Source organism: Streptosporangium sp. NPDC020072, assembly GCF_040631445.1.
Taxonomy (GTDB): domain Bacteria; phylum Actinomycetota; class Actinomycetes; order Streptosporangiales; family Streptosporangiaceae; genus Streptosporangium.
The window spans coordinates 195,195-218,832 of the sequence record NZ_JBEYAB010000004.1 but is presented as its reverse complement, the minus strand read 5'-3'; the positions used below and the strand labels follow the sequence as shown (position 1 = coordinate 218,832).

At 69.6% G+C, this 23,638-nt stretch carries 26 protein-coding genes; 14 read left to right on the top strand and 12 right to left on the bottom strand.

Translation table 11 applies throughout. The features are described 5' to 3' along the window. Positions 1-16: 16 nt before the first annotated feature. Complete coding sequence (gene dacB, locus ABZ470_RS10565) at positions 17-1,381, bottom strand: D-alanyl-D-alanine carboxypeptidase/D-alanyl-D-alanine-endopeptidase (protein ID WP_362911142.1); 1,365 nt, start codon at positions 1,379-1,381, stop codon at positions 17-19. A gap of 107 nt (positions 1,382-1,488) precedes the next feature. Here dacB and ABZ470_RS10560 point away from each other — a divergent pair, with 107 nt between their 5' ends. Continuing rightward, the gene (locus tag ABZ470_RS10560; RefSeq protein WP_352014786.1) at positions 1,489-1,983 is read left to right on the top strand and encodes an inorganic diphosphatase; all 495 of its coding nucleotides are present in this window, start codon (positions 1,489-1,491) and stop codon (positions 1,981-1,983) included. Between the two features lie 34 nt (positions 1,984-2,017). Here ABZ470_RS10560 and ABZ470_RS10555 read toward each other — a convergent pair whose 3' ends face one another. From ABZ470_RS10555 to ABZ470_RS10535, 5 genes are all read right to left on the bottom strand, one after another. Beyond that, positions 2,018-3,058 carry a C40 family peptidase gene (locus ABZ470_RS10555; RefSeq protein ID WP_362911141.1) on the bottom strand — a complete coding sequence of 347 codons (1,041 nt, stop codon included), beginning with the start codon at positions 3,056-3,058 and terminating at the stop codon, positions 2,018-2,020. A 399-nt stretch (positions 3,059-3,457) separates the two neighbouring features. Next, positions 3,458-4,261, bottom strand: coding sequence for a hypothetical protein (locus ABZ470_RS10550; protein WP_352014788.1), 804 nt, complete (start codon positions 4,259-4,261; stop codon positions 3,458-3,460). A 117-nt stretch (positions 4,262-4,378) separates the two neighbouring features. Continuing rightward, positions 4,379-5,989 carry an ATP-binding cassette domain-containing protein gene (locus ABZ470_RS10545; protein ID WP_362911140.1) on the bottom strand — a complete coding sequence of 537 codons (1,611 nt, stop codon included), beginning with the start codon at positions 5,987-5,989 and terminating at the stop codon, positions 4,379-4,381. 166 nt (positions 5,990-6,155) lie between these two features. Beyond that, positions 6,156-6,758 (bottom strand): NAD(P)H-binding protein, encoded by a 603-nt coding sequence (locus tag ABZ470_RS10540; protein WP_362911139.1) that lies wholly within the window; start codon positions 6,756-6,758, stop codon positions 6,156-6,158. Next, on the bottom strand, positions 6,755-7,606 hold the full coding sequence (locus tag ABZ470_RS10535; protein WP_362911138.1) for an alpha/beta hydrolase: 852 nt from the start codon (positions 7,604-7,606) through the stop codon (positions 6,755-6,757). The genes ABZ470_RS10540 and ABZ470_RS10535 overlap by 4 nt, the downstream gene beginning before the upstream one ends. 83 nt (positions 7,607-7,689) lie before the next feature. Between ABZ470_RS10535 and ABZ470_RS10530 the strand changes: the two genes are divergently transcribed. From ABZ470_RS10530 to ABZ470_RS10520, 3 genes are all read left to right on the top strand, one after another. Beyond that, positions 7,690-8,259 (top strand): CGNR zinc finger domain-containing protein, encoded by a 570-nt coding sequence (locus ABZ470_RS10530; protein WP_352014792.1) that lies wholly within the window; start codon positions 7,690-7,692, stop codon positions 8,257-8,259. Between the two features lie 10 nt (positions 8,260-8,269). Beyond that, complete coding sequence (locus tag ABZ470_RS10525) at positions 8,270-8,782, top strand: NUDIX domain-containing protein (RefSeq protein WP_362911137.1); 513 nt, start codon at positions 8,270-8,272, stop codon at positions 8,780-8,782. A gap of 90 nt (positions 8,783-8,872) precedes the next feature. After that, the gene (locus ABZ470_RS10520) at positions 8,873-9,559 is read left to right on the top strand and encodes a rhomboid family intramembrane serine protease (protein ID WP_362911136.1); all 687 of its coding nucleotides are present in this window, start codon (positions 8,873-8,875) and stop codon (positions 9,557-9,559) included. Positions 9,560-9,664: 105 nt separating this feature from the next. Here the strand turns inward: ABZ470_RS10520 and ABZ470_RS10515 are convergent, their stop codons facing one another. Next, positions 9,665-10,354, bottom strand: coding sequence for a hypothetical protein (locus ABZ470_RS10515; RefSeq protein WP_362911135.1), 690 nt, complete (start codon positions 10,352-10,354; stop codon positions 9,665-9,667). A gap of 433 nt (positions 10,355-10,787) precedes the next feature. Between ABZ470_RS10515 and ABZ470_RS10510 the strand changes: the two genes are divergently transcribed. The 4 genes from ABZ470_RS10510 to ABZ470_RS10495 all read left to right on the top strand — a co-directional run bounded on the left by ABZ470_RS10510 (position 10,788) and on the right by ABZ470_RS10495 (position 13,921). Next, positions 10,788-11,960 (top strand): MFS transporter, encoded by a 1,173-nt coding sequence (locus ABZ470_RS10510; protein WP_352014796.1) that lies wholly within the window; start codon positions 10,788-10,790, stop codon positions 11,958-11,960. A 482-nt stretch (positions 11,961-12,442) separates the two neighbouring features. Continuing rightward, entirely contained in the window at positions 12,443-12,676 is a 234-nt protein-coding gene (locus ABZ470_RS10505; protein WP_352014797.1) for a hypothetical protein, read from the top strand. A gap of 19 nt (positions 12,677-12,695) precedes the next feature. Further along, the gene (locus ABZ470_RS10500) at positions 12,696-12,920 is read left to right on the top strand and encodes a BldC family transcriptional regulator (RefSeq protein WP_352014798.1); all 225 of its coding nucleotides are present in this window, start codon (positions 12,696-12,698) and stop codon (positions 12,918-12,920) included. Positions 12,921-13,264: 344 nt separating this feature from the next. Further along, positions 13,265-13,921 (top strand): hypothetical protein, encoded by a 657-nt coding sequence (locus tag ABZ470_RS10495; protein WP_362911134.1) that lies wholly within the window; start codon positions 13,265-13,267, stop codon positions 13,919-13,921. Positions 13,922-14,034: 113 nt separating this feature from the next. Here the strand turns inward: ABZ470_RS10495 and ABZ470_RS10490 are convergent, their stop codons facing one another. Beyond that, positions 14,035-14,766, bottom strand: a complete 732-nt coding sequence (locus tag ABZ470_RS10490) for a helix-turn-helix domain-containing protein (protein WP_352014923.1) — start codon at positions 14,764-14,766, stop codon at positions 14,035-14,037. Between the two features lie 220 nt (positions 14,767-14,986). Between ABZ470_RS10490 and ABZ470_RS10485 the strand changes: the two genes are divergently transcribed. The 3 genes from ABZ470_RS10485 (at position 14,987) to ABZ470_RS10475 (ending at position 17,395) form a co-directional block, all read left to right on the top strand. Continuing rightward, positions 14,987-15,658, top strand: a complete 672-nt coding sequence (locus ABZ470_RS10485; protein ID WP_362911133.1) for a DUF4097 family beta strand repeat-containing protein — start codon at positions 14,987-14,989, stop codon at positions 15,656-15,658. Positions 15,659-15,721: 63 nt separating this feature from the next. Beyond that, positions 15,722-16,852, top strand: coding sequence for a serine hydrolase domain-containing protein (locus tag ABZ470_RS10480; RefSeq protein WP_362911132.1), 1,131 nt, complete (start codon positions 15,722-15,724; stop codon positions 16,850-16,852). 42 nt (positions 16,853-16,894) lie between these two features. Next, positions 16,895-17,395 (top strand): GNAT family N-acetyltransferase, encoded by a 501-nt coding sequence (locus ABZ470_RS10475; protein WP_362911131.1) that lies wholly within the window; start codon positions 16,895-16,897, stop codon positions 17,393-17,395. Positions 17,396-17,469: 74 nt separating this feature from the next. Here the strand turns inward: ABZ470_RS10475 and ABZ470_RS10470 are convergent, their stop codons facing one another. Then, entirely contained in the window at positions 17,470-18,105 is a 636-nt protein-coding gene (locus tag ABZ470_RS10470) for a TetR/AcrR family transcriptional regulator (RefSeq protein ID WP_362911130.1), read from the bottom strand. 95 nt (positions 18,106-18,200) lie between these two features. On the opposite strand from ABZ470_RS10470, the gene ABZ470_RS10465 reads away from it, so the two are divergent. Next, positions 18,201-18,584 (top strand): DUF1761 domain-containing protein, encoded by a 384-nt coding sequence (locus ABZ470_RS10465; RefSeq protein ID WP_362911129.1) that lies wholly within the window; start codon positions 18,201-18,203, stop codon positions 18,582-18,584. A gap of 32 nt (positions 18,585-18,616) precedes the next feature. Continuing rightward, on the top strand, positions 18,617-18,991 hold the full coding sequence (locus ABZ470_RS10460; protein ID WP_362911128.1) for a DUF1801 domain-containing protein: 375 nt from the start codon (positions 18,617-18,619) through the stop codon (positions 18,989-18,991). Positions 18,992-19,108: 117 nt separating this feature from the next. Here ABZ470_RS10460 and ABZ470_RS10455 read toward each other — a convergent pair whose 3' ends face one another. From ABZ470_RS10455 to ABZ470_RS10445, 3 genes are read right to left on the bottom strand one after another with little or no spacing between them, the layout of a single operon-like run. Continuing rightward, entirely contained in the window at positions 19,109-20,050 is a 942-nt protein-coding gene (locus tag ABZ470_RS10455) for an NAD(P)/FAD-dependent oxidoreductase (protein ID WP_362911127.1), read from the bottom strand. A gap of 48 nt (positions 20,051-20,098) precedes the next feature. Continuing rightward, the gene (locus ABZ470_RS10450) at positions 20,099-21,064 is read right to left on the bottom strand and encodes an RDD family protein (RefSeq protein ID WP_362911126.1); all 966 of its coding nucleotides are present in this window, start codon (positions 21,062-21,064) and stop codon (positions 20,099-20,101) included. After that, a complete protein-coding gene (locus ABZ470_RS10445) occupies positions 21,061-22,017 on the bottom strand; it encodes an Lrp/AsnC family transcriptional regulator (RefSeq protein WP_362911125.1) in 957 nt (318 codons plus the stop codon). The genes ABZ470_RS10450 and ABZ470_RS10445 overlap by 4 nt, the downstream gene beginning before the upstream one ends. Positions 22,018-22,108: 91 nt before the next feature. On the opposite strand from ABZ470_RS10445, the gene ABZ470_RS10440 reads away from it, so the two are divergent. Further along, on the top strand, positions 22,109-23,485 hold the full coding sequence (locus ABZ470_RS10440; RefSeq protein ID WP_362911124.1) for an MFS transporter: 1,377 nt from the start codon (positions 22,109-22,111) through the stop codon (positions 23,483-23,485). The last annotated feature ends 153 nt before the right edge of the window (positions 23,486-23,638 follow it).

The following is a 23,638-nucleotide window of genomic DNA, read 5'->3' as shown; positions in this document are numbered from 1 at the left end:
CGGTCAGTGTCGTCAATCAGCCTGCGGCGACGATGGCGGCGAGCCTGTCGAGGGCCGCCTCCGCCTTGCCCCAGCCGGGCGGGACCTTGTCGGCCATGAAGGCGAAGGTCACCAGGCGTCCGCCGCGTGTCACGGTCGTCCCGGCCAGCGCGTTGACCCCGTCCAGGGTGCCGGTCTTGGCGCGGATGAGGCCGTGGACCGCGTCGTCCTTGACGAAGCGGTGCCCCAGCGTGCCGGTGAACCCGGCGACGGGCATGCCGCTGATCACCGAGTGCAGGTGGGGGTTGGCCGGGGAGGTGGCCGCGGCGACGAGCCTGGCCAGGGCGGCCGGGGCGATGCGGTTCCTCGGGGACAGGCCGCAGCCGTCGAAGACCCGCACCCCCTGGGCCAGCTTCAGCCTGCCGAGCACCCCGAGCACGGCCTGCGCCGCCCCCTCGAAGGAGGCGGGCCTGCCCTCCTTGAGGGCCACCTGCCTGGCGAGGGCCTCGGTGAGGTCGTTGTCGCTGAGCGTCAGGGCCCGTTCGACCAGGGCGTAGACGGGAGCCGAGTCGACCCTGGCGATCTCCTGGGCCTCCTTGGGCGCCCTGACCCTGGCCTTGGTGACCTTGGCGGCCTTCACGCCGTACTTCGTCAGCAGCGAGACGAACGTGGCGTAGGCCGTACGGGAGGGGTCGGAGACCCGCTGGTGGCTGCCCGGCGCGACCTTGCCCTCGTCGATCGCGAGCGCCGTCACGGGGGCGACGCTGCCCTCGGGCACGTAGCCGGGCTTCCAGGTCGGGGCGGTTCTCGGGCCGGTGTAGAGGCTGTCGTCGTAGGTGACGTTCACCGTGGTGATCCCGGTCGCCTTGAGCGCCCTGGCCGTACGCATGGCCAGGGCGGCCAGCGAGGCGGGCTGGGGGTAGACGCCGGGGGTCTTCCTGGCGCTCAGCGTGGGATCGCCCCCGCCGACCAGGGTGATCGACTTCGACGTCGGGCCGCGCACGACGCGGGTGCTGATCGTGGCGTCGGGGCCCAGGGAGGCCAGCGCCGCGACGGAGGTCGCGACCTTGGTCGTCGAGGCCGGGGTCACGCCCGTCTCGGCTCCGCTGCCGAAGAGCAGGGCGCCGGTCTCGACGTCGACGACCGCGGCGCCGACGCTGTCGCCCAGTGCGGGGTCCCCCAACGCCTTGGTGAGCTTCGCCGCCAAAGTACCCTTGGCAGGGAGAGGTCCGTTCCCCCGCGCGGCCAGCACCGGACCCGCGGTGATGACCGGGACGGGTGGAGGCGGCTCTGCCGAAGCGACCGGTTCGGGCGCCTTCTCAGTCAGCTCGTCGCTGGTGAGCAGGTGAGCGCCGGCCGCGACGACGAACAGTTGCAGCAAGACGAGAGTGACCAAGGCCACCCCCCGCTCGCGCCGCATTATGTCGCCGACCTCTCATCATTCGATACTTCTACGAGACATTAACGCCCATCCGGGGGTGCCCGGGGGCTTGAGCGGAGGAACACGCGGTGGAGTTCGACGTTCTCGTTGAGATTCCCAAGGGGCAACGGAACAAGTACGAGGTGGACCACGAGTCCGGCCGCATCAGGCTCGACCGGATGCTGTTCACCTCCACGCAGTACCCCGCCGACTACGGCTTCATCGAGGACACCCTCGGCGAGGACGGAGACCCCCTCGACGCTCTGGTGCTGCTTCAGGAGCCGACCTTCCCGGGGTGCCTGATCAAGTGCCGCGCGGTCGGGATGTTCCGCATGACGGACGAGAAGGGCGGTGACGACAAGGTGCTGTGCGTCCCGGCGACCGACCCGAGGATGGAGCACATCCGCGACATCCACCACGTCCCCGAGTTCGACCGCCTGGAGATCCAGCACTTCTTCGAGGTCTACAAGGACCTGGAGCCCGGCAAGTCGGTCGAGGGCGCCAACTGGGTCGGCCGCGTCGAGGCCGAGGAGGAGATCGCGCGGTCGATTAAGCGCGCCGAGGAGGCCGGCCACCAGCACTGATCCGCCGCCTGTCTGACACTGCGGATCCGCGCCCTCAGGCGGGGCGGGTCGCGCCGATGAGGTCCTTGCGCCACATCGGCGCGACCCGGACCACGTCCCCGGTCTGCGGGGCGTGCACCATCATGCCGTTTCCGATGTAGATGCCCACGTGCCGGATGTCGGCGGGTCTACGGGTACCACGGCCGAAGAAGAGCAGGTCCCCACGCTGCAGCCGGTCGTACGGCACGTGCCTGCCCGCGGTCCACTGGGTGCCCGTCCAGTGGTCCATCTTGACCCCGACCCTGGCCCAGGCCTGCATGGTGAGCCCTGAGCAGTCGTAGCCGGACGGTCCCGCGCTCGCCCACACGTAGGGCTTGTCGATCTGGGTCAGCGCCCAGTCCGCGACGACGTTCCCGCGTGTCTGCTCCGTGAGCGCGGCGACCTGAGTCGTCTGGACCGGCTGAACGACCTGGGTCGTCTGAGCCTGCTGGGCCTTCTGCGCCTGCTGGGCCGCCGCGCGCGCCCTGGAGCGCCCCTTGGCCGCCCTTCGCCTCCTCCTGGCCGCCTCCCGCTCGGCGACCAGTCGCTGCGCGGTGGTCAGCGCCGTCTCGGCCTCCGTCCTGAGCCGGGCGCGTTCCAGGCTGAACCTGCGGACCTCGGCCGCCTGCCCGACCACGTCAGGGCCGAATCCGGAGACGGTCGTCCCGCTCTCGCCGTCCGGGCCGACGTTTCGCGCCTGGACCAGGATCTCGTCCTCGTCCACCTCGGGGTCCGGCCCCACGGCCGTTGCGGCGGAGGCGCCAGGGGCGTCGGGGAGGGCCGAGGGCGCAGGGGCCGGCCCTCCCGCGCGTTCCAGGGCGACCAGTTCCTCCAGACGCCGTCTGGCCTCGTCCAGCCTGGCCGTGGCGTCGTCCAACTGTTTACTTCGCTCGACGGCTGCGGAGCGCGCCTCGGCGACCTCCTCGGCCGTGGGGCCGGTTCGGGTCTGGGACCAGGCCGTGGCTCCTGAACCGGCTTCCACGCCCGCGACCAGGCAGCATGCCAGTCCGGAGACCACCGCGACGACGTGACAACGCCTTCCGCGTACGGAGTGCATATTTCACCTCTCCCATAACGCCAACGAATCAGCGCATATCGCTATGTGTCACTGCATGACAGCTCGCTTGACTCCAGATTCCCCATAGTCACTCTTCGCACACATGTAACACACATAACGCGATCGGCGTCGTTCAGTGGGATTTCCTCTCAGGCGCATCAGGCATGGAAAATGCCGGGAACAACGCCCGAAGAAGGACCTTTCCCGCACAGATCACCTGGTTCTCCCCCAGCCTTCATTACTCCCACATTCCCCGAAATTTCCCCCACCTTTTAAAAAGGCCAGAAAGCCTGGAAAAATCACATCGAAAAGCGTGCACAAAAAAGGGCTCCGGGTCTGCGGAAGACCCGGAGCCCCACCAAAAGGGTGAAACACACTAAATGCCCGAAAGGCCCAACGTCACGGTCTGGCGTCCCCCGCGGCCATTCCCTGCCTGCCCCGGTCCCTGGCGAAGGCGGCCGTCGTCGGCTTGACCGTGTGTACCGGCACGCTGCCGCCCAGCGCGAGCTGCTCGTAGGGACGGCTGCTCGACCCCCAGGTGTGCGCCTCGACCTCGGCCTTCGCGATCTGCTTGGTGTTCGGGACGCTCTCGATGTGCATGACGAAACGCCGCGTACTGTCCGAGCGGACGTCGTCGACGAACGCGCTCCCGCCGCCGAGCAGCTTGCCGTCCTTGTCCCGCAGCAGCGCGGTGACCTCCAGGCTGCCCGCGGGCAGCCGGTACGGCGTGCCGACGTAGCCGACGACCACGTAGCCGTTCTCCCTGCGCACGGTCATCACGTCGGTGACCGGGAACGGCTGGAAGGCCGAGACGATCCGCCCGGCGAGCCGCCACTCGGCGGGCCGGTAGTCGATGTCGACCCGGGTCGGCTGCTCGGTGGCGACCACCTCACCGCTGAACGGCAACAGCCCGGCGGGCGGCACGGCGTCCAGGGGCTGCTGCAACCGGATGATCTCCTTGCCCGCGGCGTCCTTGGCGATCACCGTGGCCACCACGTTCTCCCCGAAATGCCAGGGATTGCTGTTGGCGAGCACGCCGGCCCAGTTCACCACGTACCCCCCGTCCTTCTTGACGACGGACGAGACCTGCTCCTTGACCGTGAGCGGCTTGAGCGGAGCCGCCTCCCGCTGTTCGGGACCGGTGGAGCATCCGGCCAGGAGCAGCAGGGCGATGGCGCCGACGATTCGGGTACTGTGCGTCACATAGCCGTGATAACCCGTGGTTATTCGGGCTCACACCGGACACGCACGCCTCGGGGGAATTCTTTAACTGAGATTCCCTATGCCGGATTATTTGTACAGAATCCCCAAAGGCATGTTTCAGCGCTTCCTGACCACCCGGGTCTCGTCCCAGACGGGCTCCGACGACTCGTAGACCCTGCCGTCGGAGCCGAAGACCAGATAGCGGTCGAAGTCCTCGGCGAACCAACGGTCGTGGGTGACGGAGAGCACCGTCCCGTCGAAGGCGTTGAGCCCCTCCTGGAGGGCCTCGGCGCTGGCCAGGTCGAGGTTGTCGGTCGGCTCGTCGAGCAGCAGCAGGGTGGTCCCGGACAGTTCGAGCAGCAGGATCTGCAGCCTGGCCTGCTGTCCGCCGGACAGCGTCTCGAACCGCTGGTCACCCACGTCACCGGCCAGCTCGTAGCGCGAGAGCGCCTTCATGGCCTCGTTGCGCAACTTCGCGTGCTCGGTCATGACGATCTCGCAGGGCGTCTTGCCGAGCAGCTCGGGACGGGCGTGGGTCTGCGCGAAGTGACCGGGCACGACCCGGGCCCCGAGCCTGGACAGCCCGGTGTGCCGGATCTCCTCCCCGGCCAGCAGGCGCAGGAAGTGCGACTTGCCCGAGCCGTTCGAACCGAGCACCGCGACCCGCTCGCCGTACCAGACCTCCAGGTCGAACGGCTTCATCAGGCCGGTCAGTTCGAGGCTCTCGCAGATCACCGCGCGTTTGGCGGTACGGCCGCCGCGCAGGCGCATGCTGATGTTCTGGTCCCTCGGCGCGACCTCGGGCGGCCCGGCCTCCTCGAACCTGCGCAGCCGCGTCTGGGCGGAGTGGTAGGCGGCGGCCATGGTGTCCATGTACTTCGCCTTCTGGCCGAGCATGACGACCAGGCGCTTGAGCTTGGCGTGCTCCTCGTCCCATCGGCGCCGCAGCTCGCCGAGGCGCTCGTTGCGGTCCTTCCTGGCCTGGGCGTAGGTGGCGAAACCGCCACCGTGGATCCAGATGTTTCCGGACTCGACGGTGACGATGCGGTCGGCGGCGTTGGCCAGGAGCTGCCGGTCGTGGCTGACCAGCAGGACCGTCTTGGGCGTCTCGCGCAGCGCCTGCTCCAGCCAGATCTTGCCCGGCACGTCGAGGTAGTTGTCCGGCTCGTCCAGCAGCAGCGTCTGGTCGGGCCCGCGCAGCAGCGCCTCAAGGACCAGCCGCTTCTGCTCACCGCCCGAGAGCGTGTTGACCTCGCGGTACTTGCACCGGTCGTACGGCACGCCGAGCGCGGCCATGGTGCAGGTGTCCCAGAGCACCTCGATGTCGTAGCCGCCGACGTCCCCGTAGTCGGAGATGGCCTGCGCGTAGCGCATCTGGGCCTTCTCGTCCTCGCGTTCCATCATCACCAGTTCGGCGGCCTCAAGCTTCTCCGCGGCCTGCCGTACGCCCAGGGGGGAGACGCCGAGGAGCAGGTCGTGCACGGTGCGTCCGTCGCGGATGCTGCCGATGAACTGGCGCATCACCCCCAGGCCGCCCGAGCTGGCGACGCTGCCCTCGACGGGCTGGAGGTCGCCGGAGATCAGGCGCATCAGCGTCGTCTTGCCCGCCCCGTTGGGGCCGACGAGCGCGGCCTTGACCCCCTCGCCGACGCGGAACGACACGTCGTCGAGCAACGGCCGTCCGTCCGGGAGAACATAGGTCAGATGGCCAACCTCAACGTGCCCCACGCAAACCCCTCCTCAGGTCCTCGCGCAGGGTATCCGCCGATGTGAGAGGTTCGCACATCATTAATCCGCCGGGTACGGCGCCCGTACCCGGCGGCGGTCGGAGATCCTCGTCCCTGATGACCTCGGGGACCGTCTCCCGGCGCCCCCGCAGGCCGGAGAACAGGCCCTAGTAACCGGTGCTGAAGCGCTCCCTGACGAAGGAGCCGTTCTCCAGGACGTCGATCAGGGCCGCGGCGTAGTCGGGAACGGTGATGCGGGTGGCGATGCCGTCGATCGGGGTGTCGCCGCCCCTCACCTGGTAGACGCCGGTCCGCTCGCCGTCGACCAGGTAGGCCGGGGGCGGGCTGCCGTAGGACCAGTCGAGTGCGTCGCCCTCGGCCCGCAGCAGGTCGAGCGCCTTCGCCTGGGACGTGGCCTCCTCCAGATACTCCTTGGGGAAGTCGGGGCCGTCGACGAAGCGCTGTCCCGGGGCGGCCTCAAGGCTGCCGCCGCCGCCCACGACCAGCACCCGTGTCACACCGGCTCCGGGCAGCACGTCGATCAGGTTCCGTACGGCCCCCGGCACGTCCCCCTTCACGGCGAGGACCACCGCGTCGTAGCCGGACAGTTTCTCGGCGACCGAGGCGGGGTCGAGCACGTCGATCGCGACGCCGTTCTCCAGCCCGGAGACGTTCCTGGCCAGACCCACGGCCTCGTGGCCACGGTCACCGGCCTCCTTCAGTACGGCCGAGCCGATGTGGCCGGTCGCTCCGACGACTGCGATCTTCATCCGTTGTCCTTTCCGACACGCTCAAGGAAGTCGGCGATAAGAGGGGTTATTTCCGGAAGTTTCTCTTCGAGAGCGAAATGGCCGGTATCGAAAAGGTGCAGCTCGGCCTCGGGCACGTCCCGCAGGTACGCCCTGGCCCCCTCCGCGACGAAGAAGGGGTCGTTGCTCCCCCAGACGACCAGCGTCGGCGGCCGGTTGGCGCGCAGCCACTCCTGCCACTCGGGGTAGCGCGCCACGTTGCTCCGGTAGTCGAAGGCCAGCGCGACCTGCGCCTCCTTGCGACCGGGCAGATCGAGGAAGTGCTGGTCGAGGGTCCAGCCGTCAGGAGAGATCGTCTCCGGGTCCGACGTCCCGCCCTCGTACTGCCCCCTGGTCGCCTCCAGGGTCAGCAGCCCCCGGACCTGGTCCTCCTGACCCGGGCCGAGCGCGATGAACCCGCGCGCCTGCTCACTCAGCCCCTCCTCGTAGGCGTTGCCGTTCTGCACCACCAGGCCCGCGACCAGCTCGGGCCGCCGTACGGCCAGCCGGAAGCCGACCGGCGCGCCGAAGTCGAACATGTAGACCGCGAACCGCCCGAGCCCGAGCCGGTCGACGAAGCCCTCGACCACGTCGGCGAGCCGGTCGAAGGAGTAGACGAACCCGTCGGGGGCCTGGGTGTGCCCGAAGCCGGGGTAGTCGGGAGCCACGAGGTGGAACCGGTCTCCCAGGGCGTCGATCAGCCTTCTGAACTGGTGTGACGCCGACGGAAAACCGTGCAGCAGGAGCAGCGTCTGAGCGTCGGCGGGACCGGCCTCACGGTAGAAGACCCGCACCCCGTCCACGTCGACGAACCGGTGGGCGATGTTCATCACATGCTTCTTTCGCTCGAAGACGCATTAGTTATAGCGCTCGATCATCTAATGCGTCAACGCGACGAAGTACCATTAGAGCTATGGACCTCCCGCTGACCGGCGAGCCCCTCGCCCTCGACCTGATCAACACCAAGGGCGGCTCCCCCGAAGGGCCCGTCGACCACCTCGCGACCCTCGACGGCCTGCGCCGGTGGCTGGCCTCGCAGGAGCACCGCCTGCCCCAGCCCACCGCCGCCCTGACCGAGGCCGACCGCGCGGCCGTCGTCGAACTGCGCGAGGCCGTCGCGACCGTGGTGGATCTGGCGCGCCGGGGCCTCGAACCGCCGGAGCGGGCGCTGCGGGCGCTGAGCGACGCCGACCGGCTGGCCTCGCCGTACCGGACGTTGGACTGGCGGGAGGGGCGGGTGGTCGTGGGGGCCGAGCGGGAGGGCGACTACCGCTCGACGCTGCTTTCGCTGCTGGCGGGCGCCACGATCGACCTGCTCGCCGGGCCGATCGGGACCGTGCGTGACTGCGACGGGCCGGGCTGCTGCATGCTGTTCCTGCCCGCGCACCCCCGGCGCCGCTGGTGTTCGCCCGAGCTGTGCGGCAACCGGGTGCGGGTCGCGCGCTACTATCGCCGCCACGCGGGCCGGGAGCCCCAGGCGTAGGATCACCGGCATGCCCGAGGTGATCGTCCGGCCGTCCGCACGGATCCTGCTGGTCGACGACCGCGACCGCGTCCTGCTCTTCCACGGACCCGGCATGGGGAAGGACTCCAGCCACGCCTGGTTCACCCCCGGCGGGGGCCTCGCGGACGGTGAGACCGCGCCACAGGCCGCGGCCCGCGAGCTGTTCGAGGAGACCGGGCGGCGGGCCTCGCCCGAGGACTTCGGCCCCGTCGTGGCCACCAGCTCAGGGCACTGGGTCCACAAGGACGGCAGGCTGTTCCTCTCCCAGGACTCCTTCTTCTTCCTGCGGACCGGCGGGGGCGAGATCGACGACTCCGGCATGGAGGACCTCGAACGCTCGATGATCGACCGGTCCCGCTGGTGGTCGCTGCCCGACCTGCGCGCGACCCGGGAATCGGTCGTCCCCCTCGGTCTGGCCGCCCTGCTCGGAGACCTGCTCGCCGGCGCCGTGCCCGCCGAGCCCGTCGTCTTCCCCTGGCACCACCCGGAGCCGCCGCTCTGATCCTCGCCCCGGATCATCCAGGCGAAAACTGACATACCTGGCTATTACAGTGTTGATCCTTGTCGGGTGATCGCCTCGGGGAGACGTCAGATGCAAGCCAAGGGGCAGTCAGCCGAAATCATGGTCGCCGAGGCCCGCAAGGCCTTCTGGACGATGGTCGGCTTCCTGGCCCTCATCTGGGCGGTCCAGGTCGTCAACTGGATCTCCGGTTACGCCCTGAGTTACCAGTACGGCGTGCGCGGCTGGACCCCCTCCACCCTGCCCGGCATCGCGACGTCGCCGTTCCTGCACTGGAGCTGGGAGCACATCGAGGCCAACTCGGGACCGCTGTTCGTCTTCGGCTTCCTGTCCGCCTACCGGGGAGTCGTCAGGTTCCTCGGCGTGACCGGCCTCATCATCCTGGTCAGCGGCCTGGGCGAATGGCTCACCGCCGGCTCGACGAGCGTCGCCGTGGGCGCGAGCGGCGTCGTCTTCGGCTACTTCGGTTACGTGCTGGTGCGCGGCGCCTTCGACCGGCACCTGATCGACATCGTGGTCGGCGTCGTCATGGCGCTGTGCTTCGCCTACCAGATCACCGGGGGGCTGCTGCCCCAGGAGGGCGTCGCCTGGCAGGGCCACGTGTTCGGCTTCCTGGGCGGTCTGCTCGGCGGCTGGCTGTTCCGGAACCGTGCCCACGCCGCCGCCGCCCCCGCCTCCAGGGCGGGCGCCGCCAAGCCCTCCTCCCCTGAGGACTCCCGGGCCGCCCTGCTGAAGGAACTGGACGACCTCGGCCTCTGAGACACCCCGCCGGGCGTCGTCGTGCGCATGGTGGTCAAGGGGTTCCCCATCGTCACGAAGACCAGGGGTCGCCTGGCCGGCGTCACCCGCCCGGACCGTCGCCGGTCATTCGGTCACCTCGATTTCCCCCGTCTTCCAGAAGCGCCGCAGCGGGCCGCAGCAGTACCACACCAGGAAACCGGCCGCCGCGCACATGAGACCGGCCGTCGGCACGTCGCCGCTGAAAAGCGTGACGATCCCACCGATGGCCAGGCCCAGCGTCATCGGCACCAGGAGAAGGAGAGCGAGCACGACCCAGAACCGCCGCATACCGCGCACGGTGTCGCCGGTCGTGGATTTCACCGCCGCCCAGACCTCCCCGTGATCCGTTCGCTCGGAGAGACCGTCCGGGGAGGCGGAAAGCGGTGAAGGGTTCCCGGGCGGCGACGGGGGATTCGTCGGCGCCCGAAGCGCGGAGTCAGGGAGGGTGGGCGGGGCCGGCGGGGCGGTGACCTGCGCCTGCGGAGAGCCGGTCTTTCCCAGAAGGGCCTGGAAGCCCTTCCAGGTGAAGGACGCGGCACCGAACCACAACACGAGTTTTCCGAACAGGTCCAGCCACCAGAGCCAGCCCGCCAGGGCACATATTCCGGCCAGCCCGAAAAGTGAAAGGCCGATGTAAACCCGTTCCTTCTTCACGCCGCACCCCTCAAGAGAGTCGGGACCTTCCTGTTGAGACGAACGGCGGCCGCTCATTGTTCTGAGAGAGCGGGCAATGACCGACAGCGTTTCTGAGGGCCGGTCGTGAAGCCGCCCCACAGCGGGCAGAAAACGGAAACGACACGACGCCCTTTTCCATCCCCCTGATCTCACGGATGAGCGGTGGGCGCTGATCGAGGCACCGCTCCCGGCGCGCACCGGACGGCCGCGGGCGCCGGGACATCGTGGATGCGATCCCGTCCGCGGTGCGGACCGGTCGCGCCCGGTGACGGCGCGCCCGGCCGATGCCCTGGGCCAAGCCGGGGCAGGGGTTCGCGGCCCGGGCCACGGTCGCTCGAACGGGTCCGACGAGACCGGTGATCGACGCCCGAACGCCCCCCGGTCCGGCGGGACGAACCGGGGTGCAAACCACCGCCAACCCCATCGAACTGGTCGAGTTGCCCTGGCCTCACTAAGGCCGTCAACAAAGCGGTCTCTCCAAAGACACGGAAAAGAACGCGCCAGTACTTGGTCAGGTTCTAACTTGCACCCCATGCCTCCACGCGAAGAAACCGCCCTGCTCCTTGATGGGCGGCCGCCATTACTGTCCAGAGCGCTTTTGTTGCGCTTTGTAACCGTGGTCGGCGCTCTGGGAAGTCTGTTCCTCCTGATGTCGGTCGTGCCGCTGCGCGCGACGGCCTCCGGCGGGCAGGACGCCGCCGGGCTGACCACGGGAGCGCTGATGCTGGCCACGGTGGTCGGCGAACTGGCCGCCCCGCGCGTCGTCACCCGGTACGGCCACCGCCTCCCCCTGGCCGCGGGACTCGTCCTGCTCGGCGTGCCCGCCCTGCTGCTGACCGTCTCCGACGACCTCACGTGGACCGTGGTGATCTGCCTGCTGCGCGGCCTGGGGTTCGCGCTCACGATCGTCGCGGGCGGCACGCTGACCGCCGCGCTGATCCCGCCGGAGCGCCGCGCCGAAGGGCTGGGGCTCGTCGGCGTCGTGTCCGGGGTGCCGTCCCTGGTGGGACTGCCGCTCGGGATCTGGCTGGCCAACCGCGTGAACTACGAGACCGTGTTCGTCCTGGCGGCCCTCGTCGCGCTGGTCGCGCTCCTGGCGGTACCCGGCCTTCCCGAGGGCCGGGACCTGCCGGGGCCGACGATCGGGGTGGCCGCGGGCTTCCGCACCGGCGCCCTGGTCAGGCCCGCGACCGTCCTGGCCACCACCGCCCTCGGCTCGGGGATCGCCGTCACGTTCCTGCCGCTTGCCGTACCGGACGAGCTTGACGGTCTGGTGGCCACGGCCCTGTTCGTGCACCCGGCCGCCGCCACCGTCGCCCGCTGGCTCGCCGGCCGTCACGGCGACCGGTACGGATCCGCCGGGCTCGTGGTGCCCGCCCTGCTGGCCTCGGCCGCCGGGATGCTCCTGACCGCGCTGACCAACGACGCCGTCGCCGTCGTCACCGGGGTCGTGCTGTTCAGCGCGGGCTTCGGGATCGCCCAGAACGCCACCCTGACGTTGATGTACGCCCGGGTCACGGCCTCCGGGTACGGCACGGTCACCGCCCTGTGGAACTTCGCCTACGACGCGGGCATGGGGATCGGCGCCGTCGCCTTCGGCATGGTCGCCCAGCGGACCGGCTATCCCCTCGCCTTCGCCCTGACCGCCGTCCTCACCATGACCGCCCTTCTACCCGCCCTCACCGATCGCGCAGCCAACGGCTGAGCCGGAGACCCCCCGCGCCGGACGAGCCCGTCAAGCCTGCCGCGCGGGGCTGAGGAGACCCTCCCACCGTTCGACGGGTACGGCACGGCCTGGCCTGCCGCCGCGCCGTCGATCTCTCTCATCGGCCCCGGACGCCCGTGCGCTCACCCGTAGACGGCGGAGAGCGCCCCGCCCCGGGAACGCACGCCGTACCTCGTGAGAACCACACTCCGCCACGGCGATTTCTGTGCGCCGAAACTGGGGTTTTCGGTGCGTCCAGGGAAGGAAACCGCCCCATCGTTTCTTTAGTGGCTGTTCGGGAGGGTTCAGCGGATTCTCACACTTTTGCCTGGTGTCTGCCGTGTTCGCATGACTTGGCCATCGGATAAATCCATATGTGTCCCATTACACACGCCATATCCGGCAACCCTCACCCGGGTGTCAACCGTCCGTCTTCTGGCCCCTGCCCGCCCCTGCCCCATGCCCCGCGAACGGAGACGACCATGACCGACCATGAGCGGCGGCTGATCGACCTGCTCGGCAGCATTCATCGCGGCTGGCGCTACGAGGCACGCGACCTGCCCGGCCTGCCCCGGTGGTGGGCGCACCGCTACCAGCCGGTCACCCCCACCCAGCACGCCGCGGGGGCGCGTGACTCCGTCGCTCGCACCACCATCCACCGTCTCGCCCGGGCCCTCGGCCACCAGGACGAGATCATCCACCTCATCCGCAACTGACCCCGTACAGGAACCCTTCATGACCAGCATCGTCAGCCCCGACGGAACCTTCACCACCGAAACCGGCGCCACAGAACGGCTTCTCACCCCCGCCGAGGTCGCCCGCGTCTTCGGCGTCGACCCCAAGACCGTCAACCGATGGGCCCTGACAGGAAAGATCCCCTCCGTCCGCACCCCCAGCGGCCAACGCCGCTACCGCGAAGGCGACATCCGCGCCCTGCTCCACCCCGACCGCCAGGGATGACCGCCGGAACGGCCGCGGAACCGGATCGCGGCTGACACAAAAATCGATATTCATGAGCGTCGAAAGAATGCGCTGACGCCGGAGAATTGAGCGGGGCCCGCTCGGGTGACCAAGGGGGGAGCCCACGAGTCGCGCCCCGCGCAATCATCGTCCGGCAGACATCCTCACGAATCCAGAATATGAGTTGCCGAAGCCGCCGGGAGAACCGCAGGATTTTCCCTGTTCCCCTCTCCTCGAAAGGCGTCGAGATGGCACTGTCGTGTTCTTTTCTGGTCGCGACGACGTCGCTGACCCTGCTCGCCCCACACCAGACGGCCCTGGCGTCACCGGATCCGGTGACGGTCATGGAAAAGCTCATGACCCCGGGAAACGGGGTGACCATCTCGGCGAAATGGAAGTTCTGGCTGCGTGACAGACCGGCCACATCGACGGTCGTCCTCCACACCACGGGGGTCCTGGCCTTCGGAAAGGGCCGGGTGGTGGCAGCGGACGCCACCCGCCTCTTCAAAGGCGGCAGGAAGGTCAGGTTCCGCGTCGTCGGAGGGAGGACCTACGCCTCGGGGGGAGCCTGGTCGGACATGCTGCCCCAGGGAAAGACGTGGGCCCGCAGCTCGATTCTCGATTACCAGCCGTACGAGTTCACCGAGCAGGACATCAACATCTTCGAACCCACGACCCTGCGTGAACTTCTGAAATCCGCCCGGTCCGACAAGGGAACCACCACGACACGCTATTCCGGTTCCATCACCGTGAAAGCGCTGTGCGCGGTCTCACCCTCATGCAGGTCGGAGTACGGCAAGAAGGTCAACGCCGATATCTCCTGGCAGCTCTGGACCAACGAAAAGGGCCAGGTGGTGCGGCTGTTCGCGAAGTGGGTTCTTGCGAAGACCGCCAAGAACCCGGTCAACGGCACCACCGAGATCGACACCTCCTACAGCGGCTGGGGAAGCCGGGTCTCCGTCAGCGTTCCTCCCGCGAGCCAGGTGGCCAAGGTCGACTGACCGCACGCGTCCCCGCCTCCCGTGGGGAACCCGCGACCGGAGGACTCGACGGTGGACGTCCGGACCACGAACGCGCGGGTCGCGAAGGCCGTCCGCCGCGACCCGCGTTCGGTTCAGGGAGCGCCGTCCGAGGTCGCCTCGGGCTTCGTGTGGAGGATCTCGCGGGCCTGGTCCGCGGCGCGGACGATGCTCTCGGAGACAAAGGTGACGAAGCGAGCGATGTTCTCCAGGCGGGCGGCAGCCGGGGTGCCGGGGCCGAGAACGCGGACGCCCTGCCGCGCGACCTCGCCGAGATGGGCGGTGGCGCGGGCGCTGGCCATCATCGACTGGTACAGGACGTCGTCGTCGACCACGTAGCGTTCACGGCGACGTTCGTCGCGTTCACGACGGACAAGGCCCTGGTCCTCAAGGAACGCGATCGCCTTGGAGACGGACGCGGGGCTGGCCTGGAGGCGCCCGGCGAGTTCGGAGGCGGTGAGGCTGCCCGCGTCGGTGGCGTAGAGGCTGGCCAGCGCCTTGGCCGTCATCTTGGGCAGGCCCGACCGCATGAAGACGGTGGCGAACTCCTCTTCGTACTCACGCACCGCCTCGGCATCGCGTCCGTGGGCCTGCGGGGCCGTGTCGAGGCTCCGGGGCGCGGCCCTCCTGCGGCGGACACGGCGTTCGGTGGCGCGGTGGGCCAGGTCGGCGCGGTAGGCGGTGGGACCGCCGTTACGCATCACCTCGCGTGTGATCGTCGAGGTGGGACGGTCAAGGCTCCTGGCGATCTCCGCGTAGGCCAGGCCGTCGGCCAGCCCCAGCGCGATCTGCTGACGGTCCTGCTGGGTGAGCCTGCCTCCTGGCATCAGGGTCTCCTTCGTGGTCTGCGACCTGTCCAGCATAGCGTTCAATTTCGATCCATTGCAACGCACCAGCCGATGTCCGTTGCGTTGAAAACGGACCCATCGCAACGATTTACATGCTTCCACCTGCTGGTTTGCCACTTACACGCAACAGTGATGTTGCCCAATCTCAAAAGGCAACGTAGCGTTTCCATTGTTCGAAACGACACCCGCAGGAGAGCACATGAAGACCTTCAACACCCCCGCCCCGATCTCCGCCGTCCTGGACGTCCCCGCGGGACGCGTCCAGCTCATCGCCGCCGACCGGGCCGACACCACGGTCGAGATCCTGCCCACGGACCCCTCGAAGGGCCGCGACGTGACGGCGGCGGAGCAGACCAGGGTCGAATACGGCGACGGCGTCCTGCGGGTCACGGCCCCGGCGGGGAGGAACCAGTTCCTCGGCCCCTCGGGATCCGTCGAGGTGACCGTACGGCTGCCCGCAGGCTCCCACGTCGAGGCAAAGGTGGCCGACGCCGAGTTCCGGGGCGTCGGACAGTTCGGCGACGTCGCCTTCGAGGGCGCGCACGGCCCGGTCGTGATCGACGAGGCCGCGAGTGCCCGCATCACCACCGCCGCAGGCGACATCTCGGTCGGTCGGCTCAACGGTCCCGCGGAGATCAACGTCAGCAAGGGCGACATCCGCGTCACCGAGGCCGTACGCGGCACGGTCGTGCTGCGCACCGAGGCCGGAGGGGTGTCGATCGGCGCCGCCCCCGGAGTCTCGGCCTCCCTGGACGCCGGCACCTCCTACGGCCGGGTCCACAACTCGCTCAACAACACCGAGGGCGCCGCCGCCCAGCTCGTCATCCACGCGACCACCGCCCACGGCGACATCGTCGCCCGCGGTCTCTGACCCGCGACCTTCGTCCGTCCGCTCGACGTTCACCACGGTTCACAGCAGAAGGAGCGCACCACCATGTCCGTCACCCACACCAGCCAGGATCGTCCGGAGCTGCGGAAGGCCGTCCAGGAGATCGTCGATTCGGGTTTCACCGGGGTGCACCTGCGCGTGCACGACGACCGGGGCGAGTGGACCGGTAGCGCCGGGGTGAGTGAGCTGGGCGGGTCCGACGAGCCACCGGCCAACGGACACGTCCGGATCGGCAGCAACACCAAGACCTTCGTCGCGGCTTTGGTCCTGCTGCTCGTGGCCGAGGGCAGGATCGAGCTGGACACCCCGGCGGACGACCACCTGGCCGGGTTCGGGCTTGACCGGCGGATCACCGTACGAATGCTGTTGCAGCACACCAGCGGGGTGTTCAACTTCACCGGCGAGTACTACGACGACGCGACGTTCGCGCCGGGAATCCCCTGCCAGGGCAAGGAGTGGGTGGACGGCCGGTTCAGGACCTACCGGCCGGAGGAGTTGGTACGGCTGGCGCTGTCCAAGCCTGCGCGGTTCGAGCCGGGGACGGACTGGAGCTACTCCAACACCAACTACGTGCTGGCCAGGCTGCTGGTCGAGAAGGTCACCGGCCGCTCACTCGCCGAGGAGATGCGGCGGCTGATCCTGGAACCGCTCGGGCTGTCGGACACCGTGGTGCCCGACGGCCCGGAGATCCCCGGGCCACACGCCCACGCCTACTACCGCTACCAGGACGGCGACCTGCAGAGGACGATCGACGTCACCCGCCACGACCCCTCCTGGATCTCCAGCGGCGGTGACATGATCTCGACCGCCCGGGATCTGCACACGTTCGTCTCCGCGCTCGTGGGCGGCAGGCTCCTGCCGGCTCCGCTGCTGGCCGAGATGTGCACGCCGCATCCCAAGGCCGGCTACGGCCTGGGCGTGTTCGTGCAGGACACGGAGTGCGGCGGCACCGTCATCACCCACAACGGCGGCATCACGGGCCATGCGGCGCTGATGTACAGCACACCCGACGGCGGCACGACCCTGACCGCCTCGCTGAACTACGTGGACGACTCCGCGATGTCCCTGGCCGGGGCGTTCCAGAAGGTGATCCGGATGCTCGTCTCGGAGGTGTTCTGCGGCGGGCGGTCCGGATCGCCCGACGAGACGGCCGACCCGGCACAGCCCGCGAACTGAGCGTCGCCGTACTCCGGAGGCGTCGTGGTGAAGGATGCGGGAATGAGCGCTTTCGAGATTCGGCCCGCACGGGGCGGGGACGGCGACGGGGTCGCGGGGGCTTGGCGGGACTCGGCCGAGTACTACCGGGAGGTGGCGCCGAAGGAGTTCCAGGTTCCGTCCGAGGACGGCCTCTCCGAATGGCTGGAGAACAAGCTGGTCGACCACGACGAGAGCACGCTCGCCCTCGTCGCCGACCACGCCGGACAGGCCGTGGGGTTCGTCCACGCCACCTTCCTGCCGCCGCACGCGGAGGCCGAGCGGCAGATGACCCGGGACGTCGGCCTGCCCAGGGTGTTCGTCAACGCCCTGGCCGTACGGCGTGCGCACTGGCGGGGCGGGGCGGGCACCGGGCTGATGCGGGCGGTCGAACGGTGGGGGCGGGAGCGCGGGGCCCGGCTGCTCACCCTGGAGGCGTTCGCGGACAGCCCCGTCTCCGTACCGTTCTACGAGAACGGAATGGGCTACGACCGCTATGCCATCGTCTTCGCCAAACCGCTCTGAGACATGACGATCGCGGTCGGTGACCGCTTCTGAGCGGTGAACGCGGCCAACCGGCGGGGAGCCGCTCCCCCGCGCTACCGGGGGGCGAAGGCGGCGAGGAAGACGCGGACGCCCTCGTCGGCCAGGGCGGTCAGCTCCTCAGGAGAGCCGACGGCCTCGTCGCCCAGGAAGGCGGCCCGGTTGGTGGGGATCGAGACGACCAGCCAGGTGAACATGTAGGCGGCACGCTCGGGGTCGGGGACGTTCAGCAGGCCACGCTCGGCGAGCTTCGCGAAGGTCTCCGCCAGGAGCTTCAGGGTGCGGCCCCAGCTCCGCTCGAAGTACTCACGTCCAACGGCCGGGAAGCGCTCCGCCTCGGCGATGACGAGGCGTCGCATCTGCAGGATCTCCCGGTCCGTCAACCCGGTGAGCGTCATCCGGGCGTGGTCCCGCAAGGCGGTCTCAAGGTCGTCGGTCTCCGCGAGCGTGCGGATCGCGGGCTTGAAGTACTCGTAACCACGATCGACGGTGTCCAGCACGACGCCGGTGAACAGTTCCTCCTTGTCGGCGAAGTACTGGTACACCGTGCGCTTCGAGGCGCCCGCCGCGGCGGCCACCGCGTCCATGCTCGTGCCGACGTAGCCGTGGGCGGTGAACACCGCCCGCGCGGCCGTGAGGATCTCCTGGCGCTTGCGCGCCGAGCGGGCCTCGGCCCGTGTCGAAGCGGTCAACGAACTACCTCCTTGACAGAGAACACTACCCGGTTTAGTTTACAGCCAGCATAAACGGTACCGTTTAGTTTACTTAGAGGTGGACCGTGGGTAGCGTGATCTCCGTCATCGCCGCGTCGATCGTGGCGTTCGTGCTCAGTTCGACCTACTACGCCTTGCTCACCCCGACCGAGAAACGTCTGCTGGGTGAGCGCGCCCCGGATCGGGGCGACCGGCCGCCGCCGCTGAAGGTCCTTCTGGAGCTGGCGCGCGGCCTCGTGGTCGCCTCGGTGATCGCGGGCCTGGCCCGGTACGCCGGCCTCACCGACGTGTGGTCGACGGTGGTACTCGGCCTGGTGCTCTGGGCCGGGTTCCCGGCGGTGCTGCTCACCGGCTCCATGATGTGGGAGAGGACACCCGCCGTCACCGCGGCGCTGCACGCCGGTGACTGGCTGGTCAAAATCCTCGTCATCTCGGCGATCGTGGGGGCCTGGCTGTGAACGACGTACGGCCCTATGAGACGGACCCGCGCGTGGACGACTACATCGAGGCCCTGCCCCGGTGGCAGCAGGACATCTGCTGGCAGGTCCGAGACCTGATCCACGCCGCCGACCCCGAGGTCACCGAGACCGTCAAGCGGACGGTCCGGCCCTATTTCGTGCTCAAGGGCAACGTATGCGCGCTGCTCGCCGCCAAGGACCATGTCAACGTGTTCCTGTACGACGGCGGCATCGTCCCCGACCCCGAAGGCATCATCACGGCCGGCCACCACAACAAGACCGCCCGTACGGTGGCCTTCCGCGAAGGGGAGGCGATCAACGCCCCTGCCCTCACCGCCATGTTCCGGCAGATCATCGCCGACAACCGCGCCGGCGGATGGCGCAGGTTGAAGGATCGGCCCAGGTAGGCGGCGGGGTCCCCGCGGGGCGATGACTCCACCGGGACCCAGGACAGACACGTCACCCGTCCGGCCTGACCCTCCTGCCCGTCCCCGCCCGCGACCGGAGCCCGTCGTGGACGGCCGTCAGCCGAGCAGGGCGGCCGCGCGTTCCAGGTCGGTGTGGATCAGGTCGGCGTTGAGGGCGGCACCGGCGCGGTATCCGGCGCTGGCGGAGTTCACCACCTGCTCGGCCGGTCCGGTGGCGTTGCCCACGGCCCACACGCCCGGCACGCTGGTCAGTCCCACGGGGTCCACCTCGACGAACGGCCCCGCCGGGGTGTCCTTCGTCCGGGCGCCGAGCTTGGTGAGGAGCTCGTCACGGGGCACCATGCGCGTCGGCACGACCACGACCGAGCGCGGGAACATCTGTCCGCCCGCGAGCCGTACTCCGGTGAGGCGGTCGTCCTCGACCACGACCTCCTCGACCTCACCGTCGGCCACGCGCACCCCGGCCGCCCTGAGGAGCCGCAGGTCGGAGTCGGCGAGCTCGTGGGCGCCGGAGAACAGGACCACGTCATTCGAGAGCTGACCGAACAGCAGCGCCTGGTGGATGCCCGTGGCCCTGCCGTACAGCACGCCGATCGGTTCGTCGCGCACCTCCCAGCCGTGGCAGTAGGGGCAGTGGATCACGTCCCTGCCCCACCGTTCGGCGACGCCGGGGAGGTCGGGAAGCTCGTCGACGAGGCCGGTGGCGACGACCAGGCGGCGGGCGTGCACCCGGCCGCCGTCTCCGAGCGTCACCTCGAACTCGCCGTCCCCGTCGGGTTCGGCCGCCGTCACCCGGTCACGGACGAGCTCGACGCCGTAGGCGGCGACCTCCCTGCGCACCTCGGCCAGGAACTCCCCCGGTGGCGTGCCGTCGCGTGAGGGGTATCCCTGCATGTGCGCGGCCGGGGTGTTGCGTTGCTCGCCCGCGTCGACCACCAGGACCGAGCGGCGCGACCGCCCGAGGATCATCGCCGCGGTCAGCCCCGCGATCCCGCCGCCGACCACCACGACCTCGTAGCCGTCCTGCTTGCTCCGCATGGGAGATCACCTCACGTGTACGAAGGGAACGTCACCTACGACGATGCATCATCCATCCAGTTTTGGCAAAGGTCTTTGCTTAAACAGCAAGGCAACCTCGGTGCCCGTCAGCCGGTCGTGCAGCATCCGGCCTTCGGGGTCGAGGAGTGCCCACGCCCCGTCCACGATGAGGACGAGCGGCCCGTGGACCGGCACGAAGACCAGGAGCGGGAAGAGCAGCGCGCGCAGCGCCGTCCTCGCCGTACCCGTGCGGACGAGGTGTATGCCCATCAGCCGTTTGCCCGGCGTCCTGCCCCACAGGGCGTGCTGTCCCCAGAAGTACAGGAAGACCGTGGGCAGGATGACCAGCTGTTCGAGATCCACGTCGTCCAGTGAGAGGGAAGCCCGGTTCAGCAACCCGTGGTCCAGATGGAAGTCCTCACCGGCGAACAGGGGGACGAGGGTCAGGACCACGAGGATGATCGCGTAGTCGGCCAGGAGCGCCGCCGCCCGCCGCCAGGTCACCCCGGACGGGGACGGGACCGCAGGGCGTTCCATGGCGGCACTCGCCCACAGGACGAGTACGGCGGCGCCCAGCAGGCAGATCTGGGTCTCTCCCAGGACGCTCAGCACCGTGTCACCCCATTCGGCGCTGAACAGGGGGATCGAGCCGCATCCGTCGATGGAGGCATAGTCGGGAGTGAGCGGCTGGACCACCGCGACCAGGACGAGGAGCACCGCCGTCCGCCGTCCGACGCTTCGCGCGTCCCGGCCGCCGAGGCAGGCGAGAAGCCCCACCAGCACCAGTCCCGCCGGAACCGCCCACGTCAACACGTTCGTCATGATCCGATCGAGATCACCGCGCAACGAGGTCAACGGGGAGGCGTCCCATGAGAGATCGCCCAGGCAGACCCGGAACTCGCCGCTGCCGAGTTGGGCCAGGAAACGCCACTCCTGCCAGGTCGGGAAGGCCGCGACGGCCACGGCCGCCGCCCAGGTCAGCAGTGCCGTTCTCGGTAATCGGTGGTTCATCATCGTGGCCTTCGGGTCAGGTGGGTGTGTTTGAGGTAGGGGCCGGTGATGCCGGTCTCGATGTGGGTCACGCCGTCGATGCCGGCCAGGGTCGTGCTGACGTACTCGTAGAGGTCGCGAACGGTCGCGGTCACCACGGCCGCGAACAGGTTGACCGGCCCGGTGACCGCGGCCACGAAGGTCGTCGGCGCGTGCCGGGCGAGGGCGGCGCCCGCGGTGCGCAGGTGCCGGGGATCGACGTCGATGTGGAGGGTCGCGCTGACCGGACAGCCGAGGGGAGCCGGGTCGAGGTCCCGGTCGATGTGGATCGCCCCGGAACGCAGCAGGACGTCGAGCCTGCGCCGTACGGTCGACTCGGGCTGGTGGGTCTCGGCGGCGAGGGCGGCGGCCGGGCGCCGGGCGTCGTGCCGCAGCGCGTCCAGCAGGACCCGGTCCTGGGCGGTCAGGCCGGGGACGTTCTCCGGCACCGGGACGGACCCGACCAGCTCACGCTGCCGCTCGGTGAGCGGGTCGGGAAAGCCCTCCCAGTCGGCGTGACCGGGCGTCCGGTAGTGGTGCAGCAGTTCGTACGCGGTGACCCGGGTGACCCGTCCCGTCCTGGGCAGCTGGTCGAGAATCAGGTGGTCGCGTTGTTCCGCGGAGGCCGCGCGGACGCCGCACATGATTTCCGAACCGACCCCCGCGGTCCTGACCCAGGAGACGTCGTCGCGGCGGACGAGCGCGTCGGCCAGCCGGGCCGCCGACCCCGGGTGGACGTGGAGCCTGAGCATCTGCCCCATGTCCTCCTCGCGCGGCGTGGGCGCAGCCACCACACGGACGACGCCGCGCTCGACCAGCGCCCGGTATCTCCGCGCGACCGTGTGCTCGGTCGCCCCGAGCGCCACGGCGAGCCGGCGGAACGACACCCTCCCGTTGATTCCGAGGGCGTGCAGGATCTGGTGGTCGAGTCTGTCCACGACCACTCTTATAGCGCGGTCTCGTGCTCGTTCCGCTCACTTCGAGCCCACTTCATGTCTGGAACCGTACGGCGCCTCTCATGCTGTGCGGGTGAGTCCCTCCTCCACCCCGACGCGGCGCCGGATCGCCCTGACCGGGCTCCTGGTCGCCGAGGCCATGAACCTGCTCGACTCGACGATCACCACCGTCGCCGCCCCCGTGATCAGGGCCGGCCTGTACGGCACCGCCTCCGACACCCAGTGGATCGCCGCCGCCTACACGCTCCCGTTCGCCGTCGCACTGGTCCCCGGCGGTCGCCTCGGCGACATCCACGGCAGACGGCGTCTGTTCGTCATCGGCGTGTGCGGCTTCCTGCTCGCCTCCACGGCCTGTACGGCGGCGCCGACCATGACGGCGCTGCTCGTCGCGCGGGTCGTCCAGGGCTGTTTCGCCGGTCTGGTCGTCCCGCAGACCATCGGGCTGATCAGGGCGGCCTTCGACGGCCCCGCGCTCGGCAGGGCGCTGAGCCTCATCGGGCCGGTCATGGGACTGACCGCGGTCGCGGGTCCCGTCCTGGGCGGGCTCATCACCCACGCCGACCTCGCCGGACTCTCCTGGCGGGCGGTGTTCCTGGTCAACGTCCCGCTGGGACTGCTCACGCTGGTCTGCGCCCGGTTCCTCGACGAGGACCGTCCCGCGCGCCGCCCCGGGCTCGACGTGCCGGGGTTCCTGCTCAGCGGCGCCGTCGCCGCGGCCTTCGTCATCCCGACGATCAACGGCGGGACGTCCTGGGTCCTGCTCGCCGCCGGTTTCCTCGGCGCCGCCGTACTGGCCGCCCACGTACGGCGACGCGGTGCGAGCGGCCGGGACCCGGTCTTCGAACCAAGCCTGTTCCACGACCGTGGGTTCCCCGCCGCGCTGGCCTCAAGCGTCCTGTACTTCGCCGTGTCGACCGGCGTCGTCTTCACCGTGGTCCTCCACGTCGAGGACGGCCTGCACCGCTCGGTTCTCGCCTCCAGCCTCACCGTCCTGCCGTTCTCTGCCGGTCTGGCGGTCTCGTCGCTGCTGGCCGGGCAACTGTTGCTGCCCAGGACGGGTCCGGGGCTGATGTTCGCCGGGATCGTCCTGCTCGCGGCCGGACTGGTCTGGGGTGTCGCCGTTCCCTCATGGCTGCCCGCCGCGCTGGGCGTCTCCGGTCTCGGTGGCGGGCTGGTCACCGTCCCCTTCTTCGCCGTCGCGCTGTCCCGGGTACGGCCCCACGAGACGGGTTCGGCGGCCGGTCTCCTGAACGCGGTCCAGCAACTCGGCGGCACTTTCGGCGTGGCCGTACTCGGGGGTGCCTATCTCGGCACCCGGTCCCTCACGGCGCCCTTCGTCGTCTCCCTGGCCCTGGGCGCCGTCCTGACCCTGAGCGTCGCCCTCATGCTCGGGGCCCGAGCCGGCGGGACGGCGCACAGCCACGCCCCATGTGACTGTGCGCCCGGGTGATGCGGAGCCTCCCCGCTCCTACCCCTCCTGCTCCAACGAATCAGGCGGCTTCAGACCGCCGATCCCGTCGCAGGACCTCCATGAACCCCCGGCGGCCAGGCCCGGATCCGCCTGTGCCGGGAACCCCGCCCCCGCCGTGCCGGACCGCGTGAC

Bases quoted from the DNA above. Each gene is read 5' to 3' on its own strand.
- ABZ470_RS10555 (WP_362911141.1), bottom strand. From the start codon at position 3,058: ATGCACTCCGTACGCGGAAGGCGTTGTCACGTCGTCGCGGTGGTCTCC.
- ABZ470_RS10540 (WP_362911139.1), bottom strand. From the start codon at position 6,758: ATGAAGATCGCAGTCGTCGGAGCGACCGGCCACATCGGCTCGGCCGTA.
- ABZ470_RS10535 (WP_362911138.1), bottom strand. From the start codon at position 7,606: ATGAACATCGCCCACCGGTTCGTCGACGTGGACGGGGTGCGGGTCTTC.
- ABZ470_RS10530 (WP_352014792.1), top strand. From the start codon at position 7,690: ATGGACCTCCCGCTGACCGGCGAGCCCCTCGCCCTCGACCTGATCAAC.
- ABZ470_RS10525 (WP_362911137.1), top strand. From the start codon at position 8,270: ATGCCCGAGGTGATCGTCCGGCCGTCCGCACGGATCCTGCTGGTCGAC.
- ABZ470_RS10520 (WP_362911136.1), top strand. From the start codon at position 8,873: ATGCAAGCCAAGGGGCAGTCAGCCGAAATCATGGTCGCCGAGGCCCGC.
- ABZ470_RS10510 (WP_352014796.1), top strand. From the start codon at position 10,788: ATGCCTCCACGCGAAGAAACCGCCCTGCTCCTTGATGGGCGGCCGCCA.
- ABZ470_RS10505 (WP_352014797.1), top strand. From the start codon at position 12,443: ATGACCGACCATGAGCGGCGGCTGATCGACCTGCTCGGCAGCATTCAT.
- ABZ470_RS10500 (WP_352014798.1), top strand. From the start codon at position 12,696: ATGACCAGCATCGTCAGCCCCGACGGAACCTTCACCACCGAAACCGGC.
- ABZ470_RS10495 (WP_362911134.1), top strand. From the start codon at position 13,265: ATGGAAAAGCTCATGACCCCGGGAAACGGGGTGACCATCTCGGCGAAA.
- ABZ470_RS10490 (WP_352014923.1), bottom strand. From the start codon at position 14,766: ATGCCAGGAGGCAGGCTCACCCAGCAGGACCGTCAGCAGATCGCGCTG.
- ABZ470_RS10485 (WP_362911133.1), top strand. From the start codon at position 14,987: ATGAAGACCTTCAACACCCCCGCCCCGATCTCCGCCGTCCTGGACGTC.
- ABZ470_RS10480 (WP_362911132.1), top strand. From the start codon at position 15,722: ATGTCCGTCACCCACACCAGCCAGGATCGTCCGGAGCTGCGGAAGGCC.
- ABZ470_RS10475 (WP_362911131.1), top strand. From the start codon at position 16,895: ATGAGCGCTTTCGAGATTCGGCCCGCACGGGGCGGGGACGGCGACGGG.
- ABZ470_RS10455 (WP_362911127.1), bottom strand. From the start codon at position 20,050: ATGCGGAGCAAGCAGGACGGCTACGAGGTCGTGGTGGTCGGCGGCGGG.
- ABZ470_RS10450 (WP_362911126.1), bottom strand. From the start codon at position 21,064: ATGATGAACCACCGATTACCGAGAACGGCACTGCTGACCTGGGCGGCG.